Source organism: Burkholderia vietnamiensis LMG 10929, from assembly GCF_000959445.1.
Classification (GTDB): Bacteria; Pseudomonadota; Gammaproteobacteria; order Burkholderiales; family Burkholderiaceae; genus Burkholderia; species Burkholderia vietnamiensis.
This window is the reverse complement of record NZ_CP009630.1, coordinates 1,089,873-1,106,091: the sequence shown is the minus strand read 5'-3', so window position 1 is coordinate 1,106,091 and position 16,219 is coordinate 1,089,873. Positions and strand designations below refer to the sequence as shown.

The 16,219-nt window shown below is 63.1% G+C and carries 15 protein-coding genes; 10 read left to right on the top strand and 5 right to left on the bottom strand.

Annotation, left to right across the window (positions count from 1 at the left end; translation table 11 throughout):
* Positions 1–181: 181 nt before the first annotated feature.
* Together aroA and AK36_RS05000 are read right to left on the bottom strand one after the other, a co-directional pair.
* Complete coding sequence (aroA, locus tag AK36_RS05005) at positions 182–1,564, bottom strand: 3-phosphoshikimate 1-carboxyvinyltransferase (protein WP_045578014.1); 1,383 nt, start codon at positions 1,562–1,564, stop codon at positions 182–184.
* A 67-nt stretch (positions 1,565–1,631) separates the two neighbouring features.
* Positions 1,632–2,732 carry an N-acetyltransferase DgcN family protein gene (locus AK36_RS05000; RefSeq protein WP_014724886.1) on the bottom strand — a complete coding sequence of 367 codons (1,101 nt, stop codon included), beginning with the start codon at positions 2,730–2,732 and terminating at the stop codon, positions 1,632–1,634.
* 347 nt (positions 2,733–3,079) lie between these two features.
* Here AK36_RS05000 and AK36_RS04995 point away from each other — a divergent pair, with 347 nt between their 5' ends.
* The 3 genes from AK36_RS04995 (at position 3,080) to AK36_RS04985 (ending at position 5,887) form a co-directional block, all read left to right on the top strand.
* Positions 3,080–4,177 carry an LLM class flavin-dependent oxidoreductase gene (locus tag AK36_RS04995; protein WP_045578013.1) on the top strand — a complete coding sequence of 366 codons (1,098 nt, stop codon included), beginning with the start codon at positions 3,080–3,082 and terminating at the stop codon, positions 4,175–4,177.
* 247 nt (positions 4,178–4,424) lie between these two features.
* Entirely contained in the window at positions 4,425–5,642 is a 1,218-nt protein-coding gene (locus AK36_RS04990; protein WP_224383356.1) for an MFS transporter, read from the top strand.
* A gap of 44 nt (positions 5,643–5,686) precedes the next feature.
* Positions 5,687–5,887, top strand: a complete 201-nt coding sequence (locus tag AK36_RS04985) for a hypothetical protein (protein ID WP_043292230.1) — start codon at positions 5,687–5,689, stop codon at positions 5,885–5,887.
* Between the two features lie 210 nt (positions 5,888–6,097).
* On the opposite strand, the gene AK36_RS04980 is transcribed toward AK36_RS04985, so the two are convergent.
* From AK36_RS04980 to AK36_RS04970, 3 genes are read right to left on the bottom strand one after another with little or no spacing between them, the layout of a single operon-like run.
* Positions 6,098–7,093, bottom strand: coding sequence for an NAD(P)H-quinone oxidoreductase (locus tag AK36_RS04980; RefSeq protein ID WP_011882224.1), 996 nt, complete (start codon positions 7,091–7,093; stop codon positions 6,098–6,100).
* Positions 7,090–7,467 carry a carboxymuconolactone decarboxylase family protein gene (locus AK36_RS04975; RefSeq protein ID WP_045578011.1) on the bottom strand — a complete coding sequence of 126 codons (378 nt, stop codon included), beginning with the start codon at positions 7,465–7,467 and terminating at the stop codon, positions 7,090–7,092. Before AK36_RS04975 ends, AK36_RS04980 begins: the two co-directional genes overlap by 4 nt.
* Positions 7,468–7,479: 12 nt before the next feature.
* Complete coding sequence (locus AK36_RS04970; protein WP_045578010.1) at positions 7,480–8,916, bottom strand: NAD-dependent succinate-semialdehyde dehydrogenase; 1,437 nt, start codon at positions 8,914–8,916, stop codon at positions 7,480–7,482.
* Between the two features lie 375 nt (positions 8,917–9,291).
* Here AK36_RS04970 and AK36_RS04965 point away from each other — a divergent pair, with 375 nt between their 5' ends.
* The 7 genes from AK36_RS04965 to AK36_RS04935 all read left to right on the top strand — a co-directional run bounded on the left by AK36_RS04965 (position 9,292) and on the right by AK36_RS04935 (position 16,123).
* Positions 9,292–10,227, top strand: a complete 936-nt coding sequence (locus AK36_RS04965) for a LysR family transcriptional regulator (protein ID WP_011882227.1) — start codon at positions 9,292–9,294, stop codon at positions 10,225–10,227.
* Positions 10,228–11,394: 1,167 nt separating this feature from the next.
* Positions 11,395–12,093 carry an energy transducer TonB gene (locus AK36_RS04960; RefSeq protein ID WP_011882230.1) on the top strand — a complete coding sequence of 233 codons (699 nt, stop codon included), beginning with the start codon at positions 11,395–11,397 and terminating at the stop codon, positions 12,091–12,093.
* A gap of 86 nt (positions 12,094–12,179) precedes the next feature.
* A complete protein-coding gene (locus AK36_RS04955) occupies positions 12,180–13,085 on the top strand; it encodes a MotA/TolQ/ExbB proton channel family protein (RefSeq protein ID WP_045578009.1) in 906 nt (301 codons plus the stop codon).
* A 20-nt stretch (positions 13,086–13,105) separates the two neighbouring features.
* Positions 13,106–13,528, top strand: coding sequence for an ExbD/TolR family protein (locus AK36_RS04950; RefSeq protein ID WP_045578008.1), 423 nt, complete (start codon positions 13,106–13,108; stop codon positions 13,526–13,528).
* Between the two features lie 81 nt (positions 13,529–13,609).
* Positions 13,610–14,041, top strand: a complete 432-nt coding sequence (locus AK36_RS04945) for an ExbD/TolR family protein (RefSeq protein ID WP_045578007.1) — start codon at positions 13,610–13,612, stop codon at positions 14,039–14,041.
* 16 nt (positions 14,042–14,057) lie between these two features.
* Positions 14,058–15,248, top strand: a complete 1,191-nt coding sequence (locus AK36_RS04940; RefSeq protein ID WP_045578006.1) for a tetratricopeptide repeat protein — start codon at positions 14,058–14,060, stop codon at positions 15,246–15,248.
* Positions 15,249–15,547: 299 nt separating this feature from the next.
* A complete protein-coding gene (locus tag AK36_RS04935; protein ID WP_011882235.1) occupies positions 15,548–16,123 on the top strand; it encodes a helix-turn-helix domain-containing protein in 576 nt (191 codons plus the stop codon).
* Positions 16,124–16,219: the final 96 nt, after the last annotated feature.

Genomic DNA, 16,219 nt, shown 5'->3' with positions numbered 1-16,219 from the left:
GTTGCGCCGTCCTCGGGTTCGAATTCATACGGCTTCTCGGGATTGGCGGGCGACAGCAGCGTGTCGATCGCGGCGAGCGAGCAACCTCGTCGGTATCGAAGAGTTTTTCGATCACGAGATAACCATGTTCCACATAGAACGCCAGTTGCTGGTTGGTAAGCATGACAATTCTCCGTTGGGATCAGACCGCCTGCAGTAGCGAACGCTCGTCGTCGTGCGACGCGCCGGTCCCGACTTCGCGATAGGCGGCGCCGAGATGCTCGAACTGCGTGAAGAAGTCGGGGAACGAGCAGTTCACGTCGCGGTAACCCTCGAGCCGGTTCGGCTGGCGCGCACGCAGCGATGCGATGAACAGCGACATGAAGATCCGGTGGTCGCCCCAGCTCGACAGGTCGACGCCGCCCGGATAAGGCTCGCCGGTGCCGCGGATCTCGAAGCCGTCGTAGACGCCGTCCCTGAAGAGGCCCTTGATGTCGACGCCCATCTTGCCCAGCTCGCTAACCATCGCCTTGATGCGAGGCGACTTGTGCAGCCGCGTGATCGAGCCGCCGACCACGCGGAACGTTCCTTTCACGTAGGCGCCGATCGCGGCGAGCGTCGGTACGATGTTCGGGAAATCGCTGGCGTCGAATTCGTAGTCGCCGGTGAGCTGGGAGTGGGAATTGACGAGCGTCAGCTCATTGCGCGTGTCGTCGAAATGGACGGAGAGGCCGAGCGCCTGTACGACATCGATGATTGCGCGCTCGCCCTGCAGGCTCTCGCTGCCGAGGTTGCCCAGCACGAAGGTGCCGGGGAACAGCGCGGCGGCGCCGATCAGGTACGACGACGATGTGTAGTCCCCGCCGATCCGGTAGTCCGCGGCTTGATAGTTGCCCGGCTGGACGCGGATCAGCGAGAAGTCGTCGGTAACGTCAACCTGGATTCCCGAATGGCGCAACGTCGCGATCGTCTGGCGGATGTAGGAAATCGACAGCAATTCGCCTTCGATCGCGATTTCGACCGGCTTGTCGGCGAGCGGCGCGGCGAACAGGATTGCGGTGATGAACTGCGAACTTACGTTGCCAGGGACCGTGCAGCGTCCGCCGCGCAACCCGCCTCCCCAGTTGACGACCGGCGCCTTGCCGGCCTCGCCGATGCATTCGATACGCGCGCCGAGTTCCTCGAGTGCGTCGAACAACGGCTTCATCACCCGCGTGCGCAGAATGGTGTCGCCGGTAATGATGGCAGGCGAGTCGGCGAAACTCGTCAACGCGGTGAACGTGCGAAACACGAGCCCCGAGCCGATCGCGTCGACGACGCGCTGGCCCAGATGCAGCGCGCGGCCGACACCGCGGATCTCGAGGTATCCGGCGTGTTCGTCGATGCGCGCGCCGAGTGCGCGGCATGCTTGCTTCATCGCGCTGGTCTCGACACAGCGCAGATCGTTGTGGACGATCGACGTGCCGTCGGCGAGAGTCGCGGCGAGTATCGCGCGCTGGGTCTCGGGCTTGGACGAAGGGGTGACGGCGTAACCCTTGAGCGAGTGGATGGGTTCGACATGGAGCAGGCTGGACTGTTCGGTCATTTGAATCGCTTCCTGTGTTTGACGATGGCGCGACGATGCAGGCGGGACGACGAAAGCCGGCGGCCGGTCAGGCCGCCAGGCGTTGAAGGGTCCGGTCGTGGACGCTCAGTGCGTCCACGAGTCGGTCAGCACCCGAGCGGATGACGTCGACGGCAGGCAGGCCCGTTTCCCATTCGATCTCCTCGATGGCGCGCGCGGCTTGCTCGGCTGGAAGCGCACCTGTATGGACGCTGACGCCGACCACCTTCGCCGGTCGCAGAAACGAGCCAAGCTGTTCATACAGCGTGACGAGTTCGGGTAGCGGACGCAGCGGCGCATGCGCCCAGCCCTTGTGATGTGCAAGGCCCGCCTCGTGGCACAGCACGAGGGCCTGCGGCATGGCACCGTGAAGCAGGCCCAGCGTGACGCCGCTGTAGGCGGGATGGGAAATCGATCCCTGTCCCTCGACGACGATCCAGTCGTGGTGACGCGCCGATTCGAGTACGAGCGATTCGGTGACACCCGCGACGAAGTCGGACGGGACGGCATCGATCGCGACACCGGCGCCGCTAATATAGATACCGCTCTGGCCGGTAGCGACGAAACCTGCGTTGATGCCTCGTCGTCGTGCAGCTTCCGCGATCTCGATGGCGGTGGTTTTCTTGCCAACCCGGCAATCGGTGCCGACGGTATGGACGATGAAGCGATCGAGCGCGTCGAGCTTGCCTTCACTGGTCGCGAGCGTATCGGGCGGCTCTTTCGTATCCCAGATCCGTGCGCCGGATTCCGACGCAAGTGCGGCGAAATCAGGATCGGTCGCAATTCGGAAATGCAGACCGCTGACGACGTCGAGCCCGCGGGCGAGTGCGAGCGCTATCTGCGCGCGCCATGCATCGGGCAATGCGTTGGAGAACAGGCCCACACCGATCAGGAAAATGTCCGGATCGAACTGCAATGCCGATTCCAGCGAGTCGAGCACCGGGATGCCGTGGCCGTATCCGAGTACCTCGCCCACGTCCTTTCCGGCACAACGGCTGTCGACGACGGCGACGCATTCGCTGTGGCGATAGCGCAGGTAAGAGGTCGCCACCTTGCTTGTCACAGGGCCGAAGCAGCCCTCGGCGAAGACGACGACGCGTTTGTTTCTCAGGTTCAACATCAGCGTGGCTCCATTTTCTTCGATGAACATTCGTGACCGTCGCCGGCCGCGTCGTGTCGCGCCGGAGGGCGGTGATGCGAGAACGGATGCAACAGCAATGACACACGGGAATGTCGGCCGGCACATATTCGTGCGGAATCGCGATACGTCTTCGATATCGGCCTCGACGTGTTGACGAGAGTAGGCGAGCGCGACGGATCGCAGCGCATTCGTGAGAACTTATTGCGGCCGGTAAATGTCAGCGATGGATCAAAAAATTGGTGTGCCGTCAAAGTTTCTTCGTCGGCGCGGTGCGGGCTTGCTCGATTCGTTGCTCGACTCCTAAGCTGAAGGTCACTACGGCAACAGGCCGGATTCGACTATCGGGAGAGGCGACGATGCGGGTATTTCAACCCCTGAAGATTCATTGGTGCGCGCCGCGCGGAGCGGGCAATACTAAGGCGTCCGAGCGGGACCTCGCGAATGAACTCGATCTCGACGGTCTGGTGGACTTTGCGCAGGAAGCGGAGGACATGCAGATCGATACGCTGCTGATGGGAATCGGTTTCCATCTGCCGGAGCCGTTGCCGCTGATCGGCGCACTCGCGCGCGAGACGCGCAGACTGTCGTTCATGCTGGCCTATCGCCCGGGACTGCTGCCGCCGACGCTATTCGCGCAGGCAGTCAATACGCTGTCGTGGATGTCGAACAAACGGATCTCGCTGAACATCGTCGCCGGCATTTCTCCGGAGGAACAGGCGTACTACGGCGACTATCTGGCGCACGACGCGCGCTACGAGCGCACGTCCGAATATCTCGGTGTGCTGCATCGGTTCTGGCGCGGCGAGACGCCGGTGTCGCATGACGGCACCCACTACCGGTTCGACGGCGCGCGCCTCGGCCTGCCATTCAAGGACGGCGAGCGACCGCGAATCTATCTGAGCGGCGCGTCCGCGTTGGCCAAGCGCATCACCATCGAATCGGGGGACTGCTGGCTGCGTTACGGCGACACGCCGGAGGGCATCGCGGTCGCTGCTCGTGAGCTCCTGGAGGCCGGGCGCAGCGTCGGCATCCGCATGCACGTGCTGGCTCGCGAAACGCGGGAAGAGGCACATGCAGAAGTGGCCGCCATGATGGCGAACTCGGATGAAGCCCATCGTCAGCAGGTTCAGGCATTCGTGAAGACGTGCGATTCGGAGGCGGTGAAAAAGTCGTTCGATCTTGCCGAGCAGGCGTCCGGTGGCTGGTTGTCACCGATGCTGTGGACGGGCGCCGTCGCCTATCGCGGAGGCCCGGCCCTGTGTGTGGTGGGCAGCTACGACGAGGTCGCACGGTATCTGCTCGAATACAAGCAGGCCGGTGTCAGCGAATTCATCCTGTCCGGCTGGCCGACGCGTGGAGAGATGCGGCGATTCTGTCACCACGTGCTGCCCCTGATTCGCCAGTATGAAGCGCGGACGGCCGGGAGCGAAGACAAGGCAGCGCTCGTCATCTGATGATCACACGATGTTGCGCGACTGGCGCGGCTCGGCCGCACCAGATCGGAAAGCCGGTCAGGAATCTAAAATCAAGGATATAGATAAGTGATACGAAATGATGGATCAGAGGCGAGTGAAACGTGTGGTGTTCATCGGTCAGGACGGCGGCCAGGGTTCCGTCGCGACGTGAGCGCCTCGAGCATGGAGGTGGCGATTGATCGGTGAATCGCGCTCCGCTTCGCTGCGCTGGTTCGCGTCGGGACTGATGCTTGGATTGATCGCCGAGCAGACGGTGCTGTTTGCGGTGCCGCTTCTCATTTATCAGCGGACCGGAAGCCTCGCGTATTCGGGCATTGCATATGCAGTCGAATGGGTGCCGGCGTTGATCGCTTATCCGTTCGCCGGCTTGTTCGCGGACCGACTCGGCGGCCGCCGGTTGTTCCGGTATGCAAATCGCGTCCGGATGACCTGCCTGACGATTGCCGTGGCAGCCTGCTTCGCGATGCCGTCGGCCACGATCATTGCGCTGATGGTCAACAGCGTCTTCCTGTCGCTGCTGATCGCGCCGGTGCGGATGTCGGTGGAAAAGACGGTGCCGATGCTAGCGGACGGCGGCAAGCTGTCGGATTTGCAGTCGTTGGTGCAGAACGTCGAATTGCTCGCGATGGCCCTCGGTCCAGCCCTTGCGGCGGGGCTGGCGCAATGGCTGGGTAAGCTCCCGCTCCTGCTCGTCGCGGCGGCCGGATTCGCGCTGGCCGCGTGGTGCTGGCGCGAACTTCCGGCGAGCCCGCGCGGCACCGCTCACGGTCGGGTCCGGCACGACCTGGTTCTGGGATGGCGATTGCTGATCGCGAACCGGCCGGTTGTGTTGCTTGCGTTGGTGAACTTCGCCATCAACCTCGCGTTTGCGATCGCGGCGAGCGCGAACGCATATCTCGTCACGGGCGTGTTCCGCGCATCCGACAGTGTATTCGGCTTGATGAACACTGGCGCGGGCGTGCTCGGGCTGCTGAACCTGTTGCTGATTCCGAAGCTGACCCGCAGTTGGAGCATCTATCGGCTCGGTGCAGGCGGCTTCGCGCTGATGTGCACCGGGCTCGTATGCATGGGATTGGCGCAGGGTGTCTGGGTTTATGTGATCGCGTTTCTCGGCGCGATGGCGGGGGCTGCTTGGTACAACGTGTTCAACCGGACATTGCGCGTACGTGCGATCGAGCGCGAGCACCTCGGCAAAGTGATCGGGCCGTTCTATCTGATCAACGGGCTCTCGTATCCGCTCGCGGGCGTGTTGACCGCGAGCGTGGGGCCGGTGCTAGGCATCCAGCACATCCTGTTGTTCATGGCTGTGATGCTCAGCGGTCCGGGCGCGTGGGTGCTGTGGGTGACGTCCCGATTGTTTCGCAAGCGGGTCGATGCGCCGCAGCCTGCGGACGAGGTGTGCGAGGGCGCGGAACCGCTGCACGAGGCCGCCGATCGCGCGTGAGCGAGGTCGCGCGACGATACGATTGCCGATGTACGGAGGATGTCATGACTTCGAAAATCAGAATGGCCCGGCGGCGGCCGGATTTGCCGATCGAGACGGCGTCTCCGCACGCGGAATTCCATGAGTGCGGCGGGGTGCCTCTGCTCGACGAGACCGAACCTCGCCGGATGCGCGACGAATCCGGCGACGGTGGGGTAGTCTTCACGCCGGAGGATCCGGATACCGCCTCGAGCGTGTTGTTCTGAGCGTCGTGCCGGAAAGCTGCGAGGGAGCGATACCGTTCCGGTACGTGCGGGACGTTCGATTCGGGTGCGGGAAGCCGCGACATGCACCATCGGCGCTGCCGGCCCGTCGTCGCGAATGGTTTTATTTCCGGCCATGAGCAACGCGCTCCCGTCCGCCTGACTGCCATCAACCAGCTTCGTACATGGGCCGCGACGCGAATCGGCCCTACGTCAGCTATCTTCGCTCATCGTCAGGATGATCTTTCCTACGTTCACAGCAGACTCCATCCGTCGATGGGCGGCCGCGGCGTCTGCGAGCGGAAACACGCTGTCGACGACCGGCTCCAGACCCGCGCCTCCCGCAAAGCGGTCCAGCCAATGTTCGCGAAACCGCCGAACCATCGCGTGTTTCTCGCTCTGGTCGCGCGACTTCATCACCGTGCCGATGATTTGCAGATGACGGTACAGGATCTGTTCGAGGCTCACGCTGACGTCACCGCCGCCGCCGAGTATCCCGACCTGCACCAGCCGGCCGCCGTTTGCCAATGACGCGACGTTCCGGGAAAAATACGGTGCGCCCACGAAGTCGATGACCACATCGACACCACGTTTGCCCGTCCTGCTTGCGACGACTTCCGAAAAGTCCTGCGTCTTGTAGTCGATCGCATGGTCCACACCCAGTTGAACGATCCGTTCCAGCTTCGAGGCTTCGGCCGTTGCGAAAATCGTCGCGCCGGTTGCATAGGCCAGCTGGACCGCTGCGGAACCCACCCCGCCCGCCGCTGCGTGGATCAGCACCGCATCGCCGCGCTGCAAGCGGCCCAGATGCAACAACGCTTCGTGCGCAGTGACGAACACTTCCGGTATGGCGGCCGCATGCACATAGTCGAGCGTTGCCGGAATGGGCATCGCCATTCTCCAGTCAATGCGCGCCCGTTCTGCGTAGGCCCCGCCGCCCACGACGCCCATGACACGATCACCGACCTTGTAACCCTGCACGGAAGATCCGGTCTCGATCACCTCGCCGGCGATTTCGAGACCCATGATCGTCGAGTCGCCGAAGTTCGGCCGGCCGTATCCGCCACGCCGATGGGTCAGATCGGCGCGATTCACACCCGCGGCATGGACGCGTACCAGTAGATCGTCGGGCCGAACTTCAGGAGCCGCGACCTCGGCCAGTTGGAGCACCTCGGCATCGCCGAATTCCTTGAATGTGATGGCTTTCATTTCAAACCTTCCTGCGTCGTAGATGCATTGCCGGCGAGATCGTCGGGCTGAGGATGGGCGCCGAGCGTTGCCTGCGCCGTGGCGGATGCGGAGATTGCGGCGGGAAACCCGGCATAGAACGCGAGGTGAGTGATTGCCGCTGACAACTCTTCACGGGTTACGCCGTTCGTCAACGCGCGGCGCAGGTGCGCCGGCAACTCGTCGAGATGGCCTCCCGCGATCAGCGCGGCAACAGTCACGAGGCTGCGGTCGCGCGGCGAGAGCGTCGGATCGCTCCAGATCCGCGGATAGAGCGTGTCGTCGATGAATGCCGAGAGCGTCGGCGTGAACGCACGCGCGGCTTCGCGCGGACTATCGAAATGCGTATGAGACATGGCGATCTCCTTTCAAGCCTGGCTGATGAACTTGTGCGTGAGGTAGTACTCGATGCCCTCGGTGCCGCCTTCCGAGCCGTGGCCGCTTTCCTTCATGCCGCCAAACGGCAGTTCGGTCGAAACGATGCGGTACTGGTTGATGCCGATCATGCCGGCTTCGAGGCCGTCCGCTGCATCGATGGCCGTACGCGCACTGCTTGTGAACGCATAGGCAGAGAGCCCGTACGGCAACCGGTTCGCTTCGGCGAGGCCGTCGGCAAGGGCATCGAAGCGCATCAGCACCGCGATCGGGCCGAACGGTTCTTCGTGCATCACACGCGCGTCCTTCGGTACGTCTGCGAGGACCGTTGGCTCGAAGAAATATCCCTCGCCTTCGATGCGCTTTCCGCCGGCCAGAATCGTTGCGCCACGCTCCACCGCGTCGGCGATGAGTTCCTCCATCTTGGCAAGCTGGCGCGGGTTCGCCAGCGGCCCGACCTGCGTGCCGGCATCCATGCCGTTCCCGACCTTGAGCGCGCTCGTCGCACGTACGAAGTGACCGACGAACTCGTCGTAGACTTCGCGTTGGATCAGGAAGCGCGTCGACGAGATGCAGACCTGGCCGGTGCCGCGAAAGCGATTCGCCGCGCCTTCGACCGCAGCCTTTTCGACGTCGGCATCGTTGAATACGAGGACGGGCCCGTGGCCGCCCAGCTCAAGCGTGATGGGTTTGACGCCTTCGGCTGCGCGCGCCGACAACAGACGGCCGATCGGCACCGAGCCCGTGAACGTGACCTTCCGGATTACCGGGGAAGCGATCAGTTGCGTAGACACCTGGTCGGGCACGCCGAACACGACTTGAAGCACGCCCTTCGGCAAGCCGGCGTCGTCCAGTGCGCGTGCCAACGCGAGCGCCGTTGCGGGGCTTTCCTCGCCGGGTTTGATGATGACACTGCATCCGGCGGCGAGTGCGGCGGAGAGCTTGCGCGCCGGGGTGATCGCCGGAAAATTCCACGGCGTGAATGCGGCGACGGGCCCGATCGCCTGTTTCTTCACGAGCTGTTGCACGCCCGGACGGTTGGATGGCACCACGCGGCCGTCGATGCGACGCGCCTCTTCGGCGAACCATTCGAAATAGTCGGCGGCGCGCAGGACTTCGTCGCGGCTTTCTGCCAGCGGTTTCCCTTCCTCCAGCGTCATCACGGTAGCAATGTGCTCGGCGCGCTCGCGCATTAGTTCCGCCGCGCGCTTCAGAATGCGCGCACGTTCGGCCGGCACGGTGTTGCGCCAGACATCGAACGCCGGTACCGCAGCCTGGAGGGCGCGATCGAGGTCCGCTGCCGTCGCCAGTGGAACGCGCCCGATCTGGATTTGCGTGGCGGGATTGATCACGGGCGCCGTTTCGCGTTCGCTCGCGCCGATCCATTCGCCATCGATGAAGACATGAAGCGCGTCGTATGTGATGTCCATGGTTTAGCCTTTATGGTTAGGATTGCGATTTGATGCGGGTTCGTCTAGAGCCGGATAGGGAGCCTGCGCTACGCCGTGTCTGGATCATCGACCATGGCGGACGGAGCTCAGGATTGAAACGTCTACGTTCCGACTGCCTGACTTCGGGACCAAGTCTAGGCGTGAAGCAGGCGGCAACTTAGATGGCCCGGCAAGAATGAATCTTGTCTCTGGAGGGAAAATCCGCCGCCAAAATGAAAGATGAATGAAAGGATGCAAAAAAAACGACACGACGCTGCTCGCTGACTGCACGAAACAGGTGCGGAACCTATGATCACAGACTCGCGCGGGCCGAAACGCAGCGATTCGACGAAAAATTCAAAGCGAGGGTGACTAATGGACAAGGTGCACACCATGTCGGTGTTTGTGAAAGTGGTCGAGATGGGCAGTTTCACGGCTGTCGCAAACCACCTCGATACGACGGTCGGCAACATTTCTCGAGCGGTATCTGTCCTCGAAGACAATCTCAACACGCGGTTGCTACAGCGCTCGACGCGACGGCTCGTCGTTACCGACGCGGGGCGACGTTTTTACGAACGCAGTGTTGCGATCCTCTCGGACATCGAACGGGCGGAAGCGGAAGCACGCGATGCGCTGCTGGAGCCGCGTGGTCTATTACGCGTGCATGCGGTGCCGGGATTGGGGCGCCAACTCGTTTCGCAAGCCGTGCTTGCCTATCGGAGCGCATATCCGGAAGTATCGGTCGATCTCATGCTGTCGCAGCGGATGCCGAATCTGCTCGAAGAGCAACTCGACGTGGCGATCGTGATCGCGCGCACGCTGCCCGACTCGGCGTACGTGAGCCAGAAGATCGGAACCAGTCATTGCATTCTCGCGGCGTCGCCCGACTATCTGGCACGGCATCCGGCTCCCGAGTGTGTGGAAGACCTCGTCGGTCACACATGTGTGCTTCTGAGCACGGTCGATTACGCGCCGGACGAATGGCATCTGCAAGGCAGAGCAGGCGAGGCGGTGTATCGTCCAACGGGATCGCACTTCAGTGTGAATGACATGGATGCGATGTCCACGGTACTGCGGGAGGGCGCGGGAATTGGATTGATCGCTGCCTTCTCGGCAATCGACGATCTGCGCAAAGGATCGCTCGTTCGCGTCCTGCCGGAATTTCACACCGCGCAGCGCAACGTATATGCGGTGTACTCGTCCCGTCAATTCGTCGACGCGAAAATCAAACGGTTCATCGATGTCCTGAAGGTGCAGGTAGGGGATCGGTTGAATGCGTATGCGGATGAGCTCGCGATCATGGTCGCATGATCCCCGTTGCGCTCGGCACGGTCGAGCGGGTATCCGATTGCTCACATCGCCTCGCTCAACCTCACGATCCTGATGACGCGCTTGGGGACGTGTATGCCCGTACGTGCATGCACATTTCTGTCGCGCCGCGGCAACGCCTGAGTGTGTGGAAGTGAATCGCACCCATCGGGTGTTTGCGTGCGCCGAACCCGTGTTCGACTGTGCATCGTCGTCATGGCACCGAACTGGCGGTCCGGTCTCTGCGGCATCGCCTCGAGCACCGCTTGGTGCTTCCCCCGCCGGATTTGTCCGTAATCGCTTGTTCCAGGATTGGGACGTGAGCAGCGACGCCGAATGCGCGTTGATGGAGCGTTCACATCGCTCCATGAAGTAAGAGACGCCCGTACGCGCAGACAGTCGGCCAACGAGTTCTCGTAGACGCAGTCGTGCCCGGAATCAGAAAATAGATTCGGCATGCAGATCATCGTGCATATTTGATAGTCATCTTGAATGTCACTATTTTGATTTGTAGTCGATTACGAATAAGTTAATTGGATTCGTCCGAGTATTGTTTTGAAAATCCGTAGCCCCGCATAACAACGGTCGATAGGCTTCCATCCATGCAGGAGACAATGAGACGTATCCGATAACGCTTCATTAAATCCGCGTCGATTCGGTGCATCGCACTAAATTGGCGATTATTGGCCATAAGCACCGAATGAGTGCGATAACCATACAAATTAATTACAGAATCAATAAAAAATGTTTCGTGAAGCCTCCTGACTCGTTATTCGAGCAAGTCCTCCAAACTTTGTATTCGGGCATCAAAAAAAGTTTGACGGCCAGATTTTTTCCTTGCTATCGTCTGCACCCAAGACGCACGGCCACGCTGCCATCGGGGTGTAGCGACGGTCCGATCGTCATGCGCGAACGTGCCTGTGTCGACGCAGCTGACAATTGCCTGAACGCTGGTGCGGGGTGGATGCCGGATAAGGCGGCTATCCCGTGGCGGTTGAAACGATTCCTTGAAATTGAATGAATTCGGATCCGAAATCGATGCTTTCGATTCGGATTGCAAATTGCATTAAAAATTAGATTTCGCGTTGAGGCGGCGACGGAACCGACCCGGTTCCGGGGCCGGCCATCATCGTGAAACTGGGCGATTCGCTTGGGGGATGGATAGTGGGCATGAAAGTCGAAAAGCATCTGATTGCTTCGAACAGCGGGCTTGCCACGCTCGGGCGTCCGCGGGAATTCGGCAAGAAGCAGCAGAATCCGGTGCGCCGTTTCGGCGGCATCGCAGTCGTTCTCCTGTTGCACGCAGTGCTGATCTACGCATTGCTCAACGGCCTCGCGACGAAAGTCGTGCAGGTGATCCAGCATCCAATCGAAACCCGCATCATCGAGCCGGTGAAACCGCCGCCGCCCCCGCCGATGCCGGTCGTCAAGCTTCCGCCGCCGAAGTTCGCGCCCCCGCCGCCGCCGTTCGTGCCGCCGCCTGAAGTGCCGGTGCAAGCGCCGCCGCAGGCGACGATCACGCATCAGTCGGCACCAGTGCAGTCCGCGCCGGCCGTGCAAGCGCCCGTCATCGCACCGCCCGCACCTGCCAAGCCGGTCAGTCACGAAGTGGGCGTCGTCTGCCCGAATTCGGACACGATCCGCGCATCGATGCAGTACCCGAAGGAAGCGCAGGAAAACAACATCACCGGTGACGTGACGATCGAGTTCGTCGTGGATGCGGAAGGGAACATCACGAACGAACGCGTGGCCCAGTCGGCCGACCCCGTGCTCGATCGTGCCGCCTACAACACCGTGAAGCGGTTCAAATGCGTGGCGCAAGGCCAGGCAGTACGGGTGCAGGTGCCGTTCTCGTTCAACCTGAATTGATGCAGTGGGCGGTCCGGCGGGAGCCGGACCGGAGAAAACCGGCCTGAAATTTAATCATAAGTTATACGAAAGAATCGGAGTGGGTTATGACCAAGCGTTCTCTGGCCGCGCTGGCGGCAAGCCTGTTGATGTCCGTCGCCGCGATCGACGGGCTCGTTGCACCGCAATTCGCTTACGCGCAAGCGACCGGATCCGCGGCGGCATCCGATGCGTCGACACAGGCCGCGGCGCCTGCGCAGGCGCCTTCCGCCGCCGAGCCGGCACCGCCGCCGGCGCCTGCCGCCACCGAAGCAGTCGAGAATCCGTACGGGCTCGGCGCGCTATGGAAGAACGGCGACTTCGTCGCGCGCTTCGTGCTGATCCTGCTCGTGATCATGTCGATGGGCAGCTGGTACATCATGATCACGAAGTTCGTCGAGCAGTTGCGGGCGAACCGCCGCGCGAAGCTCGCCGACGCGCAACTCTGGAGCGCGCCTTCGCTGGCGGAGGGCGCGAAGCTGCTCGACGAGGCATCGCCGTTCCGCTTCATCGCCGAAACGGCGATCGAGGCGGGCGAGCATCACGAGGAGGCATTGCTCGAAGCCGTGGACCGCAACACGTGGATCGACGTGTCCGTCGAGCGGTCGATCACGAACGTGTCGAACCGCATGCAGGACGGGCTCGCGTTCCTGGCGACGGTCGGTTCGACCGCGCCGTTCGTCGGGCTGTTCGGGACTGTCTGGGGCATCTATCACGCGCTGACGGCGATCGGGATCGCGGGCCAGGCGTCGATCGACAAGGTCGCGGGCCCCGTGGGCGAGGCGCTGATCATGACGGCGATCGGCCTGGCAGTCGCGGTGCCTGCCGTACTCGGCTACAACTTCCTCGTCCGGCGCAACAAGTCGGTGATGGAGCGGGTCCGCAACTTCGGCGCCCAGCTGCATACCGTGCTGCTGGCCGGCGGCAAGCGTGCCGCTCGCGCGCCGTCGCGTGCCGCGTCGCTCGTGAACTGACCGGCTGACGGAGGCGCGCGATGGGCATGAACGTCGGGCAGGACGAAAGCGACGAGGTGATCGCGAACATCAACACGACGCCGCTCGTCGACGTGATGCTGGTGCTGCTGATCATCTTCCTGATCACGATTCCGGTCGTCACGCACACGATCCAGCTGCAGTTGCCGAAGGAGGTCGTGCAGCCGCTGCAGACGACGCCGAAAAGTGTCGAGATCGCGGTGAACCGCGACGGCGATTTCTTCTGGGGCGAGCAACTGGTGGATGCGTCGACGTTGCTCGCGAAGCTGAAGGGGGCGTCTCAGCAGCAACCGCAGCCGAGCGTGCACGTGCGGGGCGACCAGAACACGCGCTACGAGTTCATCGGCCGGGTCGTCACGATGTGCGAGCGGGCCGGTATCGCGAAGGTGTCGTTCATTACGGAACCGCCGGCGCGGGGTGGTTAGCCTTGCGGGGGAACAGCATGCGCGCCGATTCCGATTGACGGCGACGCATGGGATCGGAGCGAGCATCGACAGGAGCAGACGATGGGAATGAACGTGCCTTCGGGCGGGGGCGGCAGCGAGCCGGACGTGATGGTCGACATCAACACCACGCCGCTGATCGACGTGATGCTGGTGCTGTTGATCATGCTGATCATCACGATCCCGATTCAGATGCATTCGGTGAAGATGGATCTGCCGGTGGGCAACCCGCCGCCGCCCGCTACGCCGCCGGAGGTCGTGCAGATCGACATCGACTTCGACGGCACGACGACGTGGAACGGCGCGCCGGTGCCGGATCGCGCGGCACTCGAGGCGAAGCTGACGGCGGTCGCGCACGAGCCCGTGCAGGCGGAGATCCATCTGCGGGCGAACAAGCTGGCGCCGTACAAGGACGTGGCGGCCGTACTGGCGTCCGCGCAGCGTGTGGGCGCGACGAAGATCGGCTTGATCGGAAACGAGCAGTTCATGCAATGACGGAACAGGCCGACCGATGAACCAGCGACGATGGAAACGGATGATGGCGCTGACGGCGCTCGGGGCGGCCTGCGTGCTCGGCCGGCCGGCGTGGGCGGCCGACGCGTTGCGGCCCGATGTGGCGAAGCCGCTGGCGGCGGCGCAGGACCTGTATCGCGCGCACAAGTATCGCGACGCGCTCGGCAAGATCGCGCAGGCGGCCGCCGTGCCGAATCGCACGCCGTATGAAACCTACATGGTGGAAGCGACGCGCGGCGCGGCGGCGATGGCGGCCGGCGATACCGGCGTGGCCGCGCAGGCCTACGAAACCGTCCTGAACTCGGGGCGCCTGTCGGGCGCGGACGAGCAGCGGACCACGGCGGTGCTCGCCGGGATCTACTTCCAGCAGAAGAACTATCCGCAGGCGATCCGCGTCGCGCAGCGCTACCTGAAGGCGGGCGGAACGGATCCGGACATGCGCACGCTGCTCACACAGTCGTATTACCTGTCGAACGATTGCAGTCAGGTCGTGAGCCAGTTGAAGGCCAGCACGGAGGCACAGGCGAAGGCCGGCCATGCGCCCGACGAAGGGCAGTTGCAGATGCTGGCGACCTGTGCGCAAAAGAGCAAGGATGCCGGTGCCTATCGCAGCGCGCTCGGCATGCTGGTCGCTTATCATCCGAGCCCCGCGTACTGGGCGGACATGATCTCGGCCATTCGCGGCAGCCCCGGCTACCTGTCGTCGCTCGACCTCGACATCTACCGATTGCGCAGAGCGACGGGCACGCTGACGACGGCCGACGCCTACATGGAGATGACGCAGCTCGCGCTGGTGGCAGGAACGCCAGCTGAAGGCAGGCAGGTGATCGACCAGGGATTCGCGTCCGGCGTGCTCGGCAAGGATGGGCAGGCGGACCGCGAGAAGCGGCTGCAGGCGCTGGCTGCCAAGCGTACGCAAGCGGGTGCGGACGCAGCCAATCCGGTGGCGCCGCTCGATGTCGGCATGAATCTGGTGTTTGCGGGCCACGCGGCGCAGGGGCTGTCGACGATGGAGCAGGTGATCGCGAAGGGCGGGCTCGAGCATCCCGATGCGGCGCGGCTGCGGCTCGGCGAGGCGTACTACGTTGCGGGCCAGAAGGCGCATGCGGTCCAGGTGCTGCGCACGGTGAAGGGTAACGACGGCTCGGCGGATCTGGCGAAGCTGTGGATCGCGGTGGCATCCCGGTAGCGCGCCGTAAGGGCACGACGGCGTGCGACACGCACGCGATCGACGAGCAGCGTAGCGCGGCAGAAGGACAAGCCGTCGAAGGTCGGACATGAAGATGGAAAGGGGCGATCTTGTTGATTAGCAAGGCGAATCAAATTTGCGAAACATCCGCGGGCGGGCGACGACGGCGCCACGCCGCACCGCGCGCCGGCTGCCCGCGGCAGCGCGCGGCCGGGTATCCCGCCGAGCCGGTCGCGTCATCGCATCGGTCAAGGATCGACGACATCAAACCAGTTTCGACTGCGAGGCCCCGCACTTCCATGACTGTGTCCGCTGATCAGTCGGTTCTGGTCGCCGTATCGCTAGGCAACAAGATCCGGGCGCTGCGCCAGCGTCTGAAGCTCACGCTCGACGAGACGGCCGGGATCGCAGGCATTTCGAAGCCGTTCCTGTCTCAGGTCGAACGCGGGCGCGCGACGCCGTCGATCACGTCGCTGGTCCGGATCGCGCAAGCGCTGGGCGTCACGATGCAGTACTTCATCGACACGCCGACAGAAGCGCGTTCGGTGTGCCGTGCGCACGCGCTGCAGTATTTCCAGTTCACGAACTCGGCCAACCTGTTCGCCAAGCTGACGAACCCGGTGGATGGCCGCAAGCTCGACGCGATTCTCGTCAGGATGCCGGCGGGGCAGTCGCCGTCCGAGATAACGACCCATGCGGGCGAGGAATTCGTCTATGTGATGCGCGGGCAGGTCGCGCTGACGCTCGAAGATTGCACGTTCACGCTGAACGCGGGCGATACCGCGCATTACGAATCGACGGTGCCGCATGCGTGGCACAACACGGCCGACGAAGAGGCGGTGATTGTCTGGGTTGGCACGCCGAGGCTGTTCTAGCGGAGGCGGCAGGCGCCGCACGCCGCGACGCAGAAGAAGTATCCAATCGATGGAAGGCAGCACGCAGTACGCAGTACGGCCGGCAGACGTCTTCAC

Coding starts and splice junctions, on each gene's coding strand:
- aroA (WP_045578014.1), bottom strand. CDS start 1,564: ATGACCGAACAGTCCAGCCTGCTCCATGTCGAACCCATCCACTCGCTC.
- AK36_RS05000 (WP_014724886.1), bottom strand. CDS start 2,732: ATGTTCATCGAAGAAAATGGAGCCACGCTGATGTTGAACCTGAGAAAC.
- AK36_RS04995 (WP_045578013.1), top strand. CDS start 3,080: ATGCGGGTATTTCAACCCCTGAAGATTCATTGGTGCGCGCCGCGCGGA.
- AK36_RS04990 (WP_224383356.1), top strand. CDS start 4,425: ATGCTTGGATTGATCGCCGAGCAGACGGTGCTGTTTGCGGTGCCGCTT.
- AK36_RS04985 (WP_043292230.1), top strand. CDS start 5,687: ATGACTTCGAAAATCAGAATGGCCCGGCGGCGGCCGGATTTGCCGATC.
- AK36_RS04980 (WP_011882224.1), bottom strand. CDS start 7,093: ATGAAAGCCATCACATTCAAGGAATTCGGCGATGCCGAGGTGCTCCAA.
- AK36_RS04975 (WP_045578011.1), bottom strand. CDS start 7,467: ATGTCTCATACGCATTTCGATAGTCCGCGCGAAGCCGCGCGTGCGTTC.
- AK36_RS04970 (WP_045578010.1), bottom strand. CDS start 8,916: ATGGACATCACATACGACGCGCTTCATGTCTTCATCGATGGCGAATGG.
- AK36_RS04965 (WP_011882227.1), top strand. CDS start 9,292: ATGGACAAGGTGCACACCATGTCGGTGTTTGTGAAAGTGGTCGAGATG.
- AK36_RS04960 (WP_011882230.1), top strand. CDS start 11,395: ATGAAAGTCGAAAAGCATCTGATTGCTTCGAACAGCGGGCTTGCCACG.
- AK36_RS04955 (WP_045578009.1), top strand. CDS start 12,180: ATGACCAAGCGTTCTCTGGCCGCGCTGGCGGCAAGCCTGTTGATGTCC.
- AK36_RS04950 (WP_045578008.1), top strand. CDS start 13,106: ATGGGCATGAACGTCGGGCAGGACGAAAGCGACGAGGTGATCGCGAAC.
- AK36_RS04945 (WP_045578007.1), top strand. CDS start 13,610: ATGGGAATGAACGTGCCTTCGGGCGGGGGCGGCAGCGAGCCGGACGTG.
- AK36_RS04940 (WP_045578006.1), top strand. CDS start 14,058: ATGAACCAGCGACGATGGAAACGGATGATGGCGCTGACGGCGCTCGGG.
- AK36_RS04935 (WP_011882235.1), top strand. CDS start 15,548: ATGACTGTGTCCGCTGATCAGTCGGTTCTGGTCGCCGTATCGCTAGGC.